The sequence below is a fragment of the Achromobacter sp. F4_2707 genome (assembly GCF_047501535.1).
GTDB lineage: Bacteria > Pseudomonadota > Gammaproteobacteria > Burkholderiales > Burkholderiaceae_B > Yanghanlia.
Window position 1 is genome coordinate 223890 of the sequence record NZ_JAZDRJ010000003.1, and the last position, 17453, is coordinate 241342.

General features: G+C 58.4%; 15 protein-coding genes. 10 read left to right on the forward strand and 5 right to left on the reverse strand.

The features are described from left to right. Window positions 1–41: 41 nt before the first annotated feature. A complete protein-coding gene (rph, locus tag VRY85_RS04695) occupies window positions 42–800 on the forward strand; it encodes a ribonuclease PH (RefSeq protein WP_414597440.1) in 759 nt (252 codons plus the stop codon). Between the two features lie 104 nt (window positions 801–904). On the opposite strand, the gene VRY85_RS04700 is transcribed toward rph, so the two are convergent. Beyond that, window positions 905–2272, reverse strand: coding sequence for an MmgE/PrpD family protein (locus tag VRY85_RS04700; RefSeq protein ID WP_414597441.1), 1368 nt, complete (start codon window positions 2270–2272; stop codon window positions 905–907). 122 nt (window positions 2273–2394) lie between these two features. Here VRY85_RS04700 and VRY85_RS04705 point away from each other — a divergent pair, with 122 nt between their 5' ends. From VRY85_RS04705 to glnA, 4 genes are all read left to right on the forward strand, one after another. Beyond that, entirely contained in the window at window positions 2395–3315 is a 921-nt protein-coding gene (locus VRY85_RS04705) for a LysR substrate-binding domain-containing protein (RefSeq protein ID WP_414597442.1), read from the forward strand. A 44-nt stretch (window positions 3316–3359) separates the two neighbouring features. After that, on the forward strand, window positions 3360–3983 hold the full coding sequence (rdgB, locus tag VRY85_RS04710; RefSeq protein WP_414597443.1) for an RdgB/HAM1 family non-canonical purine NTP pyrophosphatase: 624 nt from the start codon (window positions 3360–3362) through the stop codon (window positions 3981–3983). A 50-nt stretch (window positions 3984–4033) separates the two neighbouring features. Further along, window positions 4034–5248, forward strand: a complete 1215-nt coding sequence (hemW, locus tag VRY85_RS04715; RefSeq protein ID WP_414597501.1) for a radical SAM family heme chaperone HemW — start codon at window positions 4034–4036, stop codon at window positions 5246–5248. Between the two features lie 111 nt (window positions 5249–5359). Beyond that, window positions 5360–6772 (forward strand): type I glutamate--ammonia ligase, encoded by a 1413-nt coding sequence (gene glnA, locus VRY85_RS04720; protein WP_414597444.1) that lies wholly within the window; start codon window positions 5360–5362, stop codon window positions 6770–6772. 6 nt (window positions 6773–6778) lie between these two features. Here glnA and VRY85_RS04725 read toward each other — a convergent pair whose 3' ends face one another. Genes VRY85_RS04725 through VRY85_RS04735 form a run of 3 tightly spaced genes read right to left on the reverse strand, consistent with a single transcriptional unit; the run spans window position 6779 to window position 10371 of the window. After that, window positions 6779–7591 carry an ABC transporter ATP-binding protein gene (locus VRY85_RS04725; RefSeq protein ID WP_414597445.1) on the reverse strand — a complete coding sequence of 271 codons (813 nt, stop codon included), beginning with the start codon at window positions 7589–7591 and terminating at the stop codon, window positions 6779–6781. Between the two features lies 1 nt (window position 7592). Continuing rightward, window positions 7593–9263, reverse strand: coding sequence for an ABC transporter permease (locus VRY85_RS04730; RefSeq protein WP_414597502.1), 1671 nt, complete (start codon window positions 9261–9263; stop codon window positions 7593–7595). 58 nt (window positions 9264–9321) lie between these two features. Next, window positions 9322–10371, reverse strand: a complete 1050-nt coding sequence (locus tag VRY85_RS04735) for a Fe(3+) ABC transporter substrate-binding protein (protein WP_414597446.1) — start codon at window positions 10369–10371, stop codon at window positions 9322–9324. A gap of 240 nt (window positions 10372–10611) precedes the next feature. Between VRY85_RS04735 and VRY85_RS04740 the strand changes: the two genes are divergently transcribed. From VRY85_RS04740 to VRY85_RS04760, 5 genes are all read left to right on the forward strand, one after another. After that, a complete protein-coding gene (locus tag VRY85_RS04740) occupies window positions 10612–11388 on the forward strand; it encodes a ferredoxin--NADP reductase (RefSeq protein ID WP_414597447.1) in 777 nt (258 codons plus the stop codon). 76 nt (window positions 11389–11464) lie between these two features. Continuing rightward, complete coding sequence (locus tag VRY85_RS04745; protein ID WP_414597448.1) at window positions 11465–11851, forward strand: Rid family detoxifying hydrolase; 387 nt, start codon at window positions 11465–11467, stop codon at window positions 11849–11851. 107 nt (window positions 11852–11958) lie between these two features. Further along, on the forward strand, window positions 11959–13953 hold the full coding sequence (recG, locus tag VRY85_RS04750; protein WP_414597503.1) for an ATP-dependent DNA helicase RecG: 1995 nt from the start codon (window positions 11959–11961) through the stop codon (window positions 13951–13953). A gap of 28 nt (window positions 13954–13981) precedes the next feature. After that, window positions 13982–14935 carry a LysR substrate-binding domain-containing protein gene (locus tag VRY85_RS04755; RefSeq protein ID WP_414597449.1) on the forward strand — a complete coding sequence of 318 codons (954 nt, stop codon included), beginning with the start codon at window positions 13982–13984 and terminating at the stop codon, window positions 14933–14935. A 90-nt stretch (window positions 14936–15025) separates the two neighbouring features. Further along, the gene (locus tag VRY85_RS04760; RefSeq protein ID WP_414597450.1) at window positions 15026–16147 is read left to right on the forward strand and encodes a high-affinity branched-chain amino acid ABC transporter substrate-binding protein; all 1122 of its coding nucleotides are present in this window, start codon (window positions 15026–15028) and stop codon (window positions 16145–16147) included. Window positions 16148–16339: 192 nt separating this feature from the next. On the opposite strand, the gene VRY85_RS04765 is transcribed toward VRY85_RS04760, so the two are convergent. After that, entirely contained in the window at window positions 16340–17434 is a 1095-nt protein-coding gene (locus tag VRY85_RS04765) for a sn-glycerol-3-phosphate import ATP-binding protein UgpC (RefSeq protein ID WP_414597451.1), read from the reverse strand. Window positions 17435–17453 lie beyond the last annotated feature (19 nt).

The following is a 17453-nucleotide window of genomic DNA, read 5'->3' on the forward strand; positions in this document are numbered from 1 at the left end:
GTGAGAGAATGCTTCCATCCCAATGTTTTTCAGGAGACTTTGTGTCCACATCTGTTTCGCAATCTTCGCAAGCTGCTGTCGTCCGTGAATCTGGCCGGGCGGTGGCGCAGCTCAGGCCAGTCAGTATTCAGACTGGTTTTACTCCTTACGCTGAAGGGTCGGTGCTGATTTCCATGGGCGGCACTCGGGTTCTGTGCAATGCCAGTGTGCTCGAAAAAGTGCCGCCTTTTCTGAAAGGGCAGGGCAAGGGCTGGGTGACTGCTGAATACGGTATGTTGCCGCGCTCCACACATACGCGTTCCGACCGTGAAGCCGCGCGTGGCAAGCAGAGTGGCCGAACCCAAGAGATTCAGCGCCTGATTGGCCGCAGCCTGCGGGCCGTGTTTGATCTTGAAGCGTTGGGTGAGCGCACCTTGCACCTGGACTGCGACGTGATTCAGGCTGATGGTGGCACGCGTTGCGCGAGCATCACTGGGGCCTGGGTGGCAGCCGCATTGGCGGTGCGGCACCTGGAGAAAGCGGGTGCGCTGCCCGGTAAGCCGCTGCTGGATCACGTGGCGGCTGTTTCGGTGGGGTTGGTGGGAAATGCCTGCTTGCTCGACTTGGACTATGTCGAGGATTCTGGTTGCGACGCTGATGTAAACATCGTTATGACGGGGGCAGGCAGCTTGGTGGAAGTCCAGGGTACGGCAGAAGGCCAGACCTTTGATCGAACGACGCTCAACAGTCTGCTGGATCTCGCAGAAACCGGCATTGCCGCGTTGATTGCCGAGCAAAAGCGGGCGTTGGAAGCCGCTTGAGGGCAGGCTCTGATTAGAAAAAAACCCATCAGCCGCAAGATGCGAGCTGATGGGCGGTCAGGAAGGCAAATTTTTGTTTTTTTAACGATCAGGCGGCGGTCCGATCAGGCTGCAGTCACGAACGGGCCGACTTGTTCGCATTCAGCCAGGGCCCAGACTTTGTCGATCACCTTGCGAACGGTGGCTTTATCCGCGGCGTTGCGATAGGTGCCAAGGCGCAGCGCCTTGTCTTCGATTTCGGGGCGGCTTAGGGTGTTGCCTGGGTCGCCCTTGGGCTCATCCACTCGTGCTTCCAGGCGGCGGCCGTCGCGTGTGTGGACGGTGACTTTACCGATCCAGCGCAAGGGGTAGGCGCCATCGACTTCGGGGTCGAGTTCCATGGTGACGCGATCGCGGAAGTCAGCGACTTCGGCCACGCCGGGGGCGGCATCGAACTCCGCCAAACCGGCACGCCCGTGCAGAGCAATCATGGCCAGCACGGTGCCCATCGAGAATTTCGACTGGTGTACAGTTGTGGGGTTGACCACGGGGCCGAGTACGTCGATGGCACCCTGGTGCACATGGGTTTCAACGCGCTCGATGTCCTCAGCCTTGAGGTTGTTTTCTTGCATGGCCTTCTGCAAGGCATCGGCAGCCGGGTGGGTGTGGCGGCAGGAGGCGTGGAACTTGAAGGAAGTTTCCAGTACAGTCCAGCGGCTGCCCAGCCCATCGGTAAGCTTGGCGGGGTCGGCATCGGTGGACATGCCTGCGGCCATGCCTTGTGAGCCTTCCAGAATGCGGCTGGCACCGGTAAAGCCGTCGCGTGCCAACCAAGCGGCCATCAGGCCGTTTACGGCGGCGCGGGCGGTGTGCAATTGCTTGGAGTCAGCGGCGTCTTTAAGGAATTCCCACAGCCCGGCGGATTGCGTGCCGGCGGAACCCAGGGCGTGCAGCATTTGCTCACTGTCCAGGCGCAACAGGTTGCCCACTGCCGCAGCGGATGCCAGGGCGCCTACAGTGCCGGTGGTGTGGAAGATTTTGTAGTGCGAACGACCCAGGAATTCGCCGATACGGATGCCGACTTCATAACCTGCCACACAGGCGGTTAGTAGTTCGGGGCCGGAACGGCCCAGCGCTTGGGCGACGGCGATGGCAGGTGGGAAAACCACTGCAGCGGGGTGGAACACGGAACCGTTGTGCACGTCGTCCTGTTCTACCATGTGGGCGGCGGCGGCGTTGACCATGGCGGCGAACACGGGCGATGTACTGCGGCCTGTGACCAGGTTTTCGCTGGGGCCGCTGGTGGGGCCCATAGCGTCGGCGTAATCGGCGATGGTGCGCACAGCGCGCGCGCTGGAGCCAGCCAGGATGGAGCCCAGGGTGTCCAGCATGAGGTCTTCGGTGCGCCGAAGTACGGCGTCTGGAATGGCATCGTAGCGCAGCGAAGCGGCAAAATCAGCCAGCACGGCACTGGGATGGTTTGGCGTGGTCATGATGCTATGGTCCGGTTCATTACAATAGGGGATTAGATTCTGAATACTTTGCCTGATGTACCGGGTTCTGCCAATTCTTGCTTTCGGAAGCGAGCCTTTGGGGTTTTCAAAGAGATTGTCCAATGACCATGCATTTTGACTTCACTGACTTGCAGCTTGTGGTGAACGTAGCTGCGGCCCAAAGCATGACTAAAGGCGCTGAGCGCAGCTTCCTTTCGCTGCCCGCTGCCAGCGGCCGGGTGAAGAATCTGGAGCAGCGGCTGGGTACCACGATTTTCTTTCGTAGCAGCCAGGGCGTAACTCTGACGCCTGCAGGGGATGCGTTTCTGCGCCATGCGCGTATTGTTATGCGCCAGCTTGAACACCTGCGCGGCGATATGCAGGAGTTCGCCGACGGCATCAAGGGTTTGGTGAAAGTCTGTGCGAACACCACGGCCATGAATGAGTTCATGCCGGACATCCTGGCTAGTTACCTGGCGGCGCACCCTGATGTCAATATTGAGTTGCGCGAACGCTTGAGCCACCAGGTGGTTAAAGCGGTGCTAGATGGCTCGGCGGATATCGGCATCACAGCGGCGCCGGCGCAAGATCGTGGCCTGGAGTTTCTGCCTTATCGCAGCGACAGACTGGTGCTGGTGACACGGGAAGATCACCCTCTGGCTGCATCGGAATCGGTCGATTTTGAAGATACGCTGGACGACGACTACGTGTGTTTGGCAGAAAGCAGCGCCATCCACGCCTTTTTGTTGCAGGCCGCCGAGGAACTGGGCCGTGCCTTGCGCTTCCGGGTGGAAGTAAGCAGCTTCGAAGCCGTCTGCCGCATGATTTCCGCCGGAGTAGGCCTGGGAGTCATTCCGCATACGGCGGCTTTACGCTATGTGCAAGATCTCCCCATTAAAATCATCGACCTGAAAAACCCTTGGGCGGTGCGGCGCCTGCATATTTGCGTCAGGGAGCTCGACCGCCTGCCCATATTTGCGCAAGAACTGGTGAAACTGATGCAAGAAGACGCCAGCGAGGCGGCTTTCGAAGGTAGCGACTGAACGCGCCCCCCTTTTTTCCATCGTTTCCAACCCGGAGAAAACTTATGACTGAACAGGCGTGGCGCGAAGTGGTACTTGCGTCCGGCAATGCGGGCAAGCTGCGCGAGTTTTCCGCCATTCTGAAGGCGGCAGGCATCCGCATGATTGCTCAAAGCGAGCTGAATGTTCCCGAAGCGGAAGAGCCTTATCTTACGTTTCTGGAAAATGCGCTCGCCAAGGCGCGCCATGCCAGTCAGCATACGGGGCTACCCGCTCTGGCGGATGATTCGGGGCTGTGTGTGCCTGCACTGGGTGGGGCTCCCGGTGTCTATTCCGCCCGTTATGCCAGCATGAGCGGGGGGGAGAAATCCGACCTGGCCAATAATATGCGGCTGGTCAGCCATTTGCAGGGCGTTGAGAATCATAGTGCGTTCTATGTGGCCGTATTGGTTTACGTGGAAAGCCCGGAAGATCCATGCCCGCTGGTGGCCGAAGGGCGCTGGCACGGCAAGATTGTGGCGACGCCACGCGGTGAGAACGGTTTCGGCTACGACCCGCATTTCTGGCTGCCGGAATACGACTGTACCGTGGCCGAGCTTGACCCGGCTGAAAAGAACCGCGTCAGCCATCGGGGTCGGGCATTGGCCGAGTTGTTTGAAAAATTACGCGGTAATCGGGCAGCACTATGACAGCAGATGCGAAAGCGGGGCCGCTGGGGCGTCGCGCCAAGGCGGCGGGCATGGATGGCCTGGATGCCGAGCCGGTGAATCGTCCCAGGGTGCGACCTGCAGCGGGCCACGGGCTGGGCCATCGGCCTTTGCCGCCGCTCTCGCTCTATGTGCATGTGCCATGGTGTGTGCGCAAATGCCCGTATTGCGACTTCAATTCACACCAAGCCGATGGAGAGTTGCCTGAACAAGCGTATCTGGCGGCTTTACAGGCGGATCTCGAACATGCGTTGCCGCTTATTTGGGGCCGGCAAGTCATCTCGATTTTTATCGGCGGAGGCACGCCCAGCCTGCTGTCGGCCCAAGCCATCGATACCATGCTGGCATCCTTTCGCGCCTGTCTGAATGTATTACCTGATGCAGAAATTACGCTGGAAGCCAACCCAGGTACTGCGGAAGCGGGGCGCTTCTTGGATTACGCAGCAAGTGGCGTGAACCGCATATCTCTGGGAATCCAGAGCTTCAACGATGAGGCTTTGCGCGCGCTGGGGCGCATTCACGATTCACGCCAGGCGCGGGCGGCCATAGAGATGGCGCAAAAAGCGGTGGAGCGGGTCAACCTTGATGTGATGTACGCGTTGCCGGGGCAATCGCTTCAAGCGTGTCAGGAAGACTTACAAGCCGCCATGGCGTTTCAGACGGGCCATTTGTCGCTTTACCATCTCACCCTCGAACCCAACACGGTTTTTGCCAAATTTCCGCCCCCTCTGCCGGATGACGACCTTGCGGCCGCCATGCATGAGCACATCATCGAGGCCACGACGGCTGCCGGCTGGGAACAGTATGAAGTTTCCGCCTATGCGCGGCCCGGTCAACGCAGCCTGCATAATCAGAACTATTGGACGTTTGGCGACTACCTTGGCCTGGGCCCTGGCGCACATGGCAAGCTGTCTTTTCACGACCGCATTATTCGCCAAGCCCGCCATCGTATGCCTGAAAGCTGGATGTCGCGCTGTATGCAGCGCGACGGCAGCCAGATTGTCGAGGAACGCGCCCTGGCGCCGCAAGAATTACCTTTTGAGTTCATGCTCAATGCATTGCGGCTGAAAGAAGGGGTGGAAGCGGGATTGTTCTCCGCCCACACAGGCCTGCCGGTGACCGCCATCTTCCCAACACTTAAACGCTTGGAAGAGCGGAATCTGCTTAGCCTGACAGGGGGGCGTTTGCGTACCACCGAGCTGGGTTGGCGATACCTCAACGATGTACTGGAAGATTTCCTTCAATAAGCCGGCGGTGCACTAAAATAGACACTGCAGTGGCGCACAAGCTGTCGCCACCGAAGGCGGCAGCACTGCAATAACCCTTTGTCCCATCAGAAAATTTGGTCAGGAGCCTCTATGTCCGCCCCCGAAGACGTCCTCAAGATGATTGCCGACGGTGAAGTCGCTTTCGTCGATTTTCGTTTCACCGACACACTAGGCAAGGAGCATCACCTTACCGTTCCTGCTCATACGGTGGACGAAGAAAGAATGGAAGAGGGCGTGATGTTCGATGGCTCCTCCATGCCGGGTTGGAAAGGTGTTGAAGCGTCCGATATGGTGCTGGTGCCGGACGCCTCCACGGCGCGCCTGGACCCTTTCCGCGAAGAAACCACCTTAATTCTGACCTGCGATGTGCTCGACCCGGCAGATCTGAAAGGCTATGACCGCGACCCGCGATCCATTGCCAAGCGGGCAGAAAATTATCTGAAAGCCAGCGGTCTGGGCGACACTGCCTATTTTGGCCCCGAACCCGAGTTCTTCGTTTTTGATGGCGTCAGTTGGGACGACGACGCATCGGGCTGCTTTGTGAAAGTGCATTCCGACGAAGGCGGTTGGTCTCGCGGTCTGGATATGAATGGCTCCAACCTGGGTCACCGCCCTGGTCACAAAGGCGGCTATGTGCCCGTATCGCCGGTCGACAGCTTCGCCGACATGCGTTCCGAAATGTGTTTGCTACTGGAGCAGCAAGGGGTGCCGGTAGAAATTCACCACCATGAAGTGGCCGGGCCGGGCCAGTTGGAAATTGGCACGCGCTTCAGCACCCTGGTGCAACGCGCCGATTGGAACCAGATTCTTAAATACACTGTCCACAACGTGGCGCATGTCTATGGGAAAACGGCGACCTTCATGCCCAAGCCCATTGTCGGCGACAACGGTTCGGGCATGCATGTGCACCAATCTATCTGGAAAGATGGCCAGAACCTGTTTGCGGGCAATGGCTATGCGGGCTTGTCGGAATTCGCCTTGTATTACATTGGCGGCATTATTAAACATGCCCGCGCATTGAACGCGCTCACTAACCCGTCTACTAATTCCTACAAGCGTCTGGTGCCCCATTTCGAGGCGCCCGTGAAGCTGGCTTATTCGGCGCGCAACCGTTCAGCCTCGATTCGTATTCCCTATGTGGGCAGCCCCAAGGCGCGCCGGGTGGAAGCGCGTTTCCCCGACCCCATGGCCAACCCCTACCTGTCTTTCGCCGCGCTTATGATGGCAGGGTTGGATGGCGTGCAGAATAAAATTCACCCCGGCGACCCGGCAGATAAAAACCTTTACGATCTGCCGCCCGAAGAGGATGCAAAAATCCCCACGGTCTGCGCATCGCTTGAGCAGGCGCTTGAGGCGCTGGATGCCGACCGCGAATTCCTGACGCGAGGCGGGGTGTTCAGCAACGACATGCTGGATGCCTACATTGAATTGAAATGGGCAGAAGTCACGCGGCTGCGCATGACCACCCACCCGGTTGAATTCGATATGTACTACAGCCTCTAAACAGGCCTATGCCGGGGTGTCTGTCAGCAGCGCCCCGGTTGTTCCCATGCCGCGATTCTGGGCTTGGGCGCGTTGCGCCATCAGCACTTCACGCTTCACAAAATCGGCGACAAACGGCGAGGCGGGTTCGTTATGCAGGGCGTAGGGGGTGTCCCATTGCTCAATGGCGCCTTGGTGCATGATGCCGATGCGGTCGGCAATCGCAAAGGCTTCTGCTTGGTTATGCGTAACAAGCAGGGCGGTGTGGCCGGTTTTCTTAAGAATATCGCGCACTTCGAACGCCAAGCGTTCACGAGTATCGACATCAAGGTTGGAAAACGGTTCATCCAGCAATAGCAACTCGGGTTCGGGAGCGAGTGCGCGCGCCAAGGCGACGCGTTGTTGCTGCCCCCCCGAGAGTTCATGCGGGTAGCGATGACGCGCGTCGCTTAAGCCGACCAACTCCAGCAGTTCTTTGACTCTTTCCTGGCGCTTTGATTTTGGCCAGCGTCGCAGGCCGAAGCCCACATTGCCTTCTACATCCAAATGGGGAAATAGCGCGTAATCCTGAAACATCATGCCCACATGGCGGTCTTGCGGCTCTATGGCTTGGTTGGGAGTGCTTAATACCCGTTCGCCCAGCCGTATACTGCCTTGGCGCAGTGGCTCGAAACCGGCAATCGCCCGCAAAATGGTGGTCTTGCCGCAGCCGGAGGAACCCAGCAGACAGCCTATGTGGCCACGCTCCAGGCTCAGGCTCAGGTCGTTGACGACCGGTACGATGCCTTCCGGGGAATCGTAAGCCAGAGAAATGTGGTCCAGTTCAAGCAGATCGGGCATATCAATAAGCAGGTTTAAGCTGGCTGCGCGCCAGCAGCACAACGGGCAGCAGGCCCGCCAGCACAATGGCCAGGGCGGCGACTGCACCTTCCTCGTAAGTGCCGCGTGAAGCTTCCGCATACAGCCAGGTGGCCAGGGTCTCAAAACCTGCCGGGCGCAGCAGCAGGGTGGCGGGCAGTTCTTTCATTGCGTCGACAAACACCAACAGCCCGGCCGCGCCAATAGCGGGCCGCAGCAGCGGCAGATGCACGCGACGCAACGTGCCGGTGGGGGATTCGCCCAGCAAGCGGGCGGCTTGTTCCAAGGAAGGAGGAATGCGGGCCAGGCCGCTTTCCATCCCGCCCACGGAAATGGCCAGAAAACGGATGACGTAGGCGCACACCAGAGCGCCGACAGATCCCATTAGCCACAGCCCCGGTGTCGCACCGGAGAGGTGGCCCCACACCGTGGACAGCAGACTATCAAAAGCCAGTAGCGGCGTGAGCATGCCGATGGCCAGCACGGTACCCGGAATGGCGTAGCCGGTGGTAGCGATACGCGCACAGGCGCGAGCCAACGGAGGTTGATGGGAATTGCGCACGGCGCGGGCGGCCCAGGCGACAATGAGCCCGCCCAACAAGGTGAAGAAGGTGGCCAGCAAGGCAACCTTAAGTGTGTTCCACGCGCTCAGCAGAAGTTGATCGGAAATCGAGCCGGTTATGGCCAGGTGCTTGAAGGTTTCGCTGCCCAGATAAATGGCAGGCGCCACAAAGCCGATAATCACGGGCGCCCAGCCTAAGGCTGATGCGATAAGCGCCTGTACACCGCGTAATTGCCGGGGCTGCAATGGCCGCGCACGCAGATTGGAAGCAAACCGCTGCCGCTTGCGGCCGCGCCGTTCGAGCAGCACCAGCAGTGCAACCATGACCAGCATGGCCAGAGCAATTTGTGCGGCGCCAGCGAGATCGTTGCGCGTGACCCAGGTGGTGTAGACGGATACTGTCAGCGTCTGTACGCCGAGGAATTCTGAGGCACCGATGTCGTTCAAGGCTTCCAGCAGCGCCAAGCTGACACCGATGGCGATGGCGGGGCGGGCCATGGGAAGCGCCACACGGAAGAACACGCCTCGGCTGGTTTCACCCAGCACGCGGGCGGCCTCCATCAGGCTGGCTGCCTGGGTGGCGAACATGATGCGGGTGCTCAGATACACATAGGGGTAAAGCACAAAGCCCAGCAGCACAATGGCGCCGGGCAGGGAACGCAGGTCGGGCAGACGAAACTGCCGTGGGCTGGTATAGCCCAGCAATTCGCGGATCCAGGTCTGGACCGGCCCAATTGGGTGGAGGATATCCAGATACGCAAAGGCGACGATGTAGGTGGGCACTGCCAACGGCAGCAGCAGAGCCCATGAAAGAAAGGTGCGGCCGGGAAACTGGTAGGCGGTGATCAGCCAGGCTGCCCCCACGCCAAGGGCGGTTACGAGAACCGCTACCCCTGCCAGCAGCAGGCTGGTGTTCAGCAGGGCGCGTGGCAGTACATGATCAAGCAGGTGTTGCCAGTGTTCGAACGAGCCGCTGCTGGCGTACCAGATCAGGGTGGCGACCGGCGCAAGAACGCCCAGCGCGATCAGCACGGCTGCAACTAGCCAAGGGGTGCCGGCTTCCGTTGATGAAAACCGTTTGAGCCTGCCGATACTTGTGCCGGGCTTAGGAGCCGACGCCGCTATGGAAGCGGCGTTCAGAGGAGGGATATCAGTTGTTGAAGCCAACCCTGTCCACCAATTCGCTCGCCTCGCGGCGATGTTTGGCGATTTCTGTCAGGGGCAGTGGGTCGATGACCAGTTCGCCAAAACTGGCTACGACAGGGTCAAGTTCCACGCCCGCTTTCACCGGATACTCATAGTTGGCCTTGGCGTACATGCTTTGGGCCTTGTCGGACACCAAGTATTCCAACAGTTGGACGGCTTGCTCACGGTTAGGCGCATGCTTGGCCACCGCTGCGCCGGAAATATTTACGTGTGTGCCACGGCTGTCTTCGTTCGCAAACGTGGGGCGCACAACTTTGATGGCTTCGCCCCATTTATGGGCATCGGAGCCGGGTTCGGCATTTTTCATGCGCCCGACATAGTAAGCATTGGCGATACCGATATCGCAAATGCCGCCCAGAATGTCGCGCGCCACATCGCGGTCGCCGCCAGCCGCTTTGCGGCCCAGGTTGTTCTTAACATTGCGCAGCCAGTCTTCAGTGGCTTCCAGCCCGTTGTGGGCAATCATGGCTGCGATCAGGGCCGTGTTATAGGGGTGCTGACCAGAGCGGATGCAGACTTTGCCCTTCCAGCGCGGGTCGGCAAAGGCTTCATAAGTAATGGCGCCGACATCGAGTTCGGTTGCGACGTAGGCGACGCGGTCGCGCAGCGACAAGGTGTACCAGTGATTGTCGGCGTCTCGCAGATTCTCGGGGATGGCTTCGCGCAGTACGCTAGAATCAACCGCCTGGGTGACGCCTGCCTCGACGAGATCCAGCAGGTTGCCGATATCGACGGTCATCAGTACATCAGCCGGGGATTTATCGCCTTCGGCTTTTACACGCTCAATCAGGCCGTCTTTAACGAAAACGGTGGTGACCTGAACGCCGGTGTCTTTGGTGAACTCGTCGAGCAAGGGCTGAATCAGCCGGGGCTCCCGAGTGGTGTAGAGGCTGACTTCCTGAGCGGATGCGTTAAAAGACAAACCGGATAACAATACGGCGCCCGCAAATAAGGCAGTTTGGAACAATGGACGTCGTCCTGGCTGATGGGGCATGGATGTCTCCGTATTTGAAAGATGCGACGGCCTTGCCAGCCGCATTGCAGAGGATCAGAAGCTAAATTATAGAATAATAATGATTCTCAAGTAGAATTTGGAGTGCTTATACTTCAGTGCAATGCGGTTTTCCGCAATTTCTTTGATTCTTCTTAAGAAACCGCGTGGTCAGGCTCCCAATCAGGGGGGCTGTGGCTTATCATTTCACGACACGGTCCATCTTTTACCGATACAGGCTTCATGGCAGCGTTCAATACTGAAAAAGTTCTCAGCGTGCATCATTGGAATGACACGCTTTTCTCCTTCACGACCACGCGCGATTCTTCGCTGCGCTTTACCAACGGCCATTTCGTCATGCTGGGCCTGCAGGTTGAAGGCAAACCGCTGATGCGCGCTTACAGCATTGCCAGCGCTAACTACGAAGAGAAGCTGGAATTCCTCAGCATCAAGGTGCCGGACGGCCCATTGACATCCCGGCTGCAACACTTGGAAGTCGGCGACGATGTTCTGATCAGCCGCAAGCCGGTGGGCACCCTCATCGTTGACGACTTGCTGCCAGGCAAAAATCTTTATCTGTTTGCCACGGGCACGGGTTTGGCTCCGTTCATGAGCATTATCAAAGACCCGGACGTCTACGAACGCTTTGAGAAGGTCGTTCTGCTGCACGGTGTGCGCTACAAGAGCGAACTGGCTTATCACGATTACATCACCAACGACCTGCCCAATAATGAATATTTCGGCGAATTCGTGCGTGACAAGCTCATCTATTACCCCACCGTCACGCGCGAACCGTTCCGTAACGAAGGGCGTATCACTCAGTTGGTGGAAACCGGCAAGCTGTTTGAAGATATTGGCCTGCCGCCGCTCGACCCCAAAAACGATCGTGCCATGATCTGCGGCAGCCCAGCCATGCTGGCCGATATTTCCGGCATGCTCGATAAGCGCGGGTTCAAGGTCTCTGCCGGGGTGGGGCAGCCGGGCGACTACGTGATCGAGCGCGCCTTCGTCGAAAAATAAGCGGCCTACTTGTTGACTTTGGCTATTGCCGCGTACACTCCGATAGTAGTCATTAACAACACGGAGAGTACCGATCATGGCAAAGGAAATCATTCACACCGACGCGGCGCCTGCAGCAGTAGGCCCTTATTCGCAGGCCGTCGCAGCGGGTCCTGGGCGCACTATCTACCTGTCGGGCCAGATCGGCTTTGAGCCGGCTACCGGCGAGTTGGTATCCGAGAACTTTGAAGGGCAGGTGCGCCAGGCCTTTGCCAATATGCAAGCTGTGATCGAGGCAGCGGGCGGTACGCTCGACAGCATTGTCAAACTTAATTTGTTCCTGACAGACCTGAGCAAGTTCGCCAGCGTCAACGCCATCATGGCCGACATCATTCCCGAACCGTATCCGGCTCGTTCCACGATTGGTGTGGCCAGCTTGCCGAAAGGGGCGCAGTTCGAGGTGGAAGCCGTCATCGTCGTTTAATTTAGCGACCCGGCTTTTTCCTTATGTCTCGTCCGGCTCCTGCAGCCCGACCCGCAAAAAAGGTATCCGCAGCCAGTCAGGTTGAACGCAAGCTTGAGCGCCTGGGCTTGGTCGAACCCTCTGATTTTGTGGTTCACCTGCCTATTCGCTACGAGGACGAAACCCGTATATCGAATATTGGCGCCGTTATGTCCGGCCGCCATGCGCAGGTTGAAGGGGAAGTTCTTTACAGCGAGGTGCAGTTACGCCCACGCCGTCAACTGGTGGCGGCGATTTCCGATGGAACGGGCCGCCTCTATCTGCGCTGGCTGCATTTTTATCCGAGTCAACAGCGCCTGGTGGAAACCGGGCGCCGGATTCGGGTGCGCGGTGAAGTCAGGCAGGGTTTTAACGGGCTGGAGATAGTCCACCCAAAAGTCAGCAAGGTGGACGAACCCCTGCCCGATGCGCTGACGCCCGTTTACCCTACAACCGACGGCCTTTCTCAGCCTGTCTTGCGTCGCCGTATTCAGCTTGCGCTGGAACAAGCGGATTTATCCGAATCCCTGCCGCCGGCACTGTGCGAATCACTAGCGCTGCCTTCATTCTCTGAAGCGATTCGTACCCTGCATGCGCCGGCGGCGGGCTTGTCGGTACACGATCTCGTAGAACGCGGCCACCCGGCTTGGCGCCGCATTAAGTTCGACGAGCTGCTGGCTCAGCAACTGTCGCTTGCGCTGGCCCGCAAGCGGCGCCGCGCACAACGTGCCCAGCCGCTGGCAGCCAGCGATGCGCAGCTATTGAGTCGCCTGCGCGAAAGCCTTCCCTTTGCGTTAACGGCTGCGCAGGAGCGTGTCGTTGAAGAGATCTCGGCCGACCTGGCTCGCGGCTACCCCATGCATCGCTTGTTGCAGGGCGATGTGGGCAGTGGCAAGACGGTTGTCGCCGCCTTTGCGGCGGCCCAAGCCATTGCCAGCGGTTCTCAAGTTGCGTTGATGGCGCCCACGGAAATTCTTGCCGAACAGCATTTCAGCAAGCTGGCCGGTTGGCTTGACCCGCTTGGGGTAAAGGTGGAATGGCTGACTGGCAGCCTGACACAAAAGCAGCGCCGCCTGGCGTTGGAAGCCATTGCGGCGGGTGAGGCCGACTTAGTAATCGGCACCCAGGCCCTGATTCAAGACAAAGTCCAGTTCCCCCGTTTGGGGTTGGTCATTCTCGACGAGCAGCATCGCTTTGGGGTGGCGCAGCGCCTGGAACTGAACCGCAAGGGCGACGAAAACCAGGGCGGCGGCCAACCGCGCATGCCGCATCAACTCAATATGAGTGCCACACCGATTCCGCGCACGTTGGCCATGACCTTCTTTGCGGATCTCGACGTTTCGATGATTGATGAATTACCGCCGGGGCGCAGTCCGGTCATCACCAAACTGGTGTCTGATGCGCGGCGCGAAGAAGTGCTCGCCTTGGTGCACCGTGAAGTCCAAGAAGGCCGGCAGGCGTATTGGGTGTGCCCGTTGGTTGAGGAAAGTGAAGCTCTGCAACTGCAAACGGCGGCCGATACCCATGAATGGTTGAGCGGCGCGTTTCCCGATATGGCCGTGGGCCTGATGCACGGGCGCATGCCACCCGCTGAGAAGCAGCAGGTGATGGAGGCCTTTCGTAACGGTGATGTTCAGTTATTGGTCGCAACGACGGTCATTGAGGTGGGGGTGGACGTACCCAACGCCTGCCTGATGATTATCGAGCATGCCGAACGCTTCGGGCTGGCTCAACTGCACCAGCTCAGGGGCCGGGTAGGGCGTGGCACCGGGCAGTCGGTGTGCGTGCTGCTTTATCAGGGGCCGTTGAGTATGGTGGCGCGCGAGCGCTTGAAAGCCATGTACGAAACCACCGACGGCTTTGAGATCGCCCGCCGCGACCTTGAACAACGCGGGCCTGGCGAGTTTCTTGGAATGCGTCAATCGGGGCAGGAATTGCTGCGTTACGCAGATCTGCAATCGGATTCCGCCATTGTCGAGCAGGCGCGCGACGCAGCCGCCATGCTGATGCGTGAGCATCCAGAGCATGTCCGTAAACATCTGCAGCGCTGGATGCGTGGCCGCGAAGATCTACTCAGGAGCTAATGAATGGAATGGCTCAGTAGGAAACACTATGACTTTGACTGAACTGAAGTACATTGTTGCGGTGGCACGGGAACGCCATTTCGGTCGTGCCGCCGACGCCTGTTTCGTGAGTCAGCCCACGCTTTCGGTTGCTATCCGTAAACTGGAAGATGAGTTGGGCGTGGTGCTGTTTGAGCGCGGCGGCAGTGAAATCGGCATCACCGATGTGGGGCTGCGTGTTATCGCGCAAGCCCAGAAGGTGCTTGAAGAAGCCGCCATGGTGAAGGAGATCGCCCGTCAAGGCGAAGACCCGCTGGCAGGCCCTTTGCGTGTTGGCATCATTTATACGATTGCGCCTTACCTGCTACCCCGGCTGGTGCCTACGCAGGTGGAGCAGACACCGCAGATGCCGCTGGTGCTACAGGAAAACTACACTACCCGATTGCTGGAGCTCTTGCGGCAAGGGGAACTGGATTGCGCCATCGCCGCGCTGCCGGTTCCTGACACTGGCCTGACCATCGAACCGCTTTACGATGAGCCATTTGTGGTGGCCGTTCCCGCTCGACATCCCTGGGCGTCACGCGAGCGGATCAATTCGGATGAGCTGAAGAACGAAACCATGTTGTTGCTGGGCAGCGGTCATTGTTTTCGTGATCAAGTGCTGGAGGTCTGCCCCGAGTTCGCGCGCTACTCGGCCTCCAGTGAAGGCATACAACGCAGCTTTGAAGGTTCCTCTCTCGAGACCATTCGACATATGGTGGCGGCGGGCCTTGGCGTAACCGTGATGCCGGCCAGTTCGCTTAATATTGCAGGCGCTGCCGACGACCCGGAAGGGCTGCTATTGCGTTACATCCCTTTTGAAGAGCCGGTGCCTGACAGGCGAGTCGTGTTGATCTGGCGGAAGAGCTTTCCGCGCCCGGCAGCCATGCATGCATTGGCCACCAGTATTCGCGATTGCGGGTTACCCGGCGTGCACTATTTGGCTGCCGAAGATTTGGCGTAAGCGCCTAGGGTTTACCCGAGACCCGGCCGCTTGCCGCGTTGTGCGGGGCACGGGCGGTGTATGCTTAACCGCAAACTTTCTGGAGGATTTATGAAAGCAAAATTCACACCCATTGCCGCTGCTCTGGGTCTTGCTGCAGGCATGTTGATGTCTGCCGGTGCTCACGCCGACACCATCAAAATTGCCATTGCCGGGCCCTTTACCGGAGCGGTCACCCAATACGGCGCCATGGTGAAAGAAGGCGTTGATACCGCAGTTGAGATGATTAACGCCTCAGGCGGCGTGTTGGGTAAGCAGCTTGAAACCGTTCTCATGGACGACAGCTGCGAGCCCAAGCAAGGTCCTGTGGTGGCTAACCGCGTGGTGAACGACGGCATTCATTATGTTGTCGGCCATGTCTGCTCAGGCGCCACCATCGCTGCCACCAATATTTACGACAGCGAAGGTGTACTCATGATCTCTCCTTCAGCCACGGCTCCCGCTGTGACAGACGGCAAAGATTATGAAATGATTTTCCGCACCATTGGGCGCGACGATCAGCAAGGCCCGGCCGCTGCCCAGTTCATTATTGAAACCATCAAGCCGCAGGCTGTCGCTGTTCTGCACGACAAACAGTCGTACGGTCAGGGCATTGCCGCCGCTGTGCGCGACACGCTTGAGAAAGCCGATGTCAAAGTGGCGATGTTTGAAGGTATCAACGCGGGCGACAGCGATTACTCCGCCGTCATCACGAAAATCCGTAGCAGCGGAGCAGATTTCGTCTACTACGGTGGCTATCACCCCGAAATGGGTCTGTTGCTGCGCCAAGGCGCCGAGCAGGGCCTGAACGTTAAGTTCATGGGCCCTGAGGGCGTGGGTAACCCGGATATCAACGCCATTGCCGGTGCTTCGGTTGACGGCATGCTGGTAACGTTGCCCGCCGACTTCACCCAAGACCCCGCCAACGCCGACATCGTCAAAGCGTTTAAGGATAAAAACCGTAACCCGGGCGGCGCTTTCCAGCTAACCGCATTCTCGGCAACTACGGCTATCGCTGAAGGCATTAAGGCTGTGGGCGAGGACGATCCAGTCAAGGTCGCTGAGTGGCTGCACAAGAACAGCGTGAAAACCCCCATCGGCGAATTGTCTTGGAACGACCAAGGCGACTTGGAAGAGTTCCGCTTTGATATCTTCACCTGGAAGCAGGACGGCAGCAAAGAAGTCTATAAATAAGCTTCTAATGTCTTGCGTAGCAGAGGCGGCTTGAGTAGGGCGCCTCTGCACAAGACATCAATCGCAGGCAGTAGCGATTTGCCTGATCTCACCCCATGTGGCTGGCTTGTCCAGTCCTTGGGGTTTTTTTCATAGATATAGGCTGGTGCCAATGGCCGTCAATTTTAAGGGTTGTGCTTAAGCGGCCTTTTTTTAATGCGCTTGCTCTTCAATGCGCTTACCGGTTTTTCCGTCAAACCAGTGCAAGGGGTGAACGCCGTCGTCGCCGACCTCAATGGTTTCGCCGATTTCCAGTGGGGCTTTAGCTGTTTCATTGGCTGAGCAACGCAGCACAATCGGCGTGTCGCCGTGGCGGCCATGAACGAGCTGTTCAGACCCCAGGATTTCTATCATTTCAATTTCCATGGGGGTGCCAGGGGCGTGCAGGCGCATGTGTTCCGGGCGCATACCCAGAAAACATTCCCGGTCTTCCACATATGCTGGCACTAGGCGCCCGGGTATATTGAGGCCCACGCCGTTCTCGTCTCGCACACGACGCAAGGTGTCTACGCGCACAGGGATCAGGTTCATGGGGGGCGAGCCGATGAAAGAGGCCACAAAAGTCGATGCAGGTTTCTCAAAGACCTGAGAGGGTGTACCCACTTGTTCGGCCACGCCGCCGTTCATCACCACCATGCGCTGTGCCAGCGTCATGGCTTCGACTTGGTCGTGGGTGACATACAGGCTGGTGGTGTTAAGGCGCCGGTGCAGCTTCTGGATTTCCAGCCGCATTTGTACACGGAGCTTGGCATCCAGATTGGAAAGCGGTTCGTCGAACAAAAAAACCTTGGGTTCTCGCACAATGGCGCGCCCCATAGCGACGCGCTGGCGTTGCCCACCAGAAAGCTGGCGAGGTTTGCGATCAAGAAGGTGGTTTAGCTCAAGAATGCCAGCCGCGTCGGTGACGCGCTGACGGATTTCATCCTTGGATAAGCCTCGTATCTTCAAGCCATATGCCATATTGTCGAACACCGACATATGGGGGTAGAGCGCGTAGTTCTGGAACACCATGGCAATATCGCGCTTGGCCGGTTCCAGTTGGTTCACGACCACATCGTCGATCAAAATTTCACCGTCGGTAATGCTTTCCAGGCCGGCTACCATGCGCATCAGGGTGGATTTTCCACAGCCTGAAGGCCCGACTATGACGATGAATTCGCCGTCAGCCACCTCCAGATTCAGGCCATGTATGACGGCGACATCACCCGGGTAGGTTTTCTTGACTTCTTTGATGCTCAGGGTTGCCATAGTATTGATTCCCGACAGC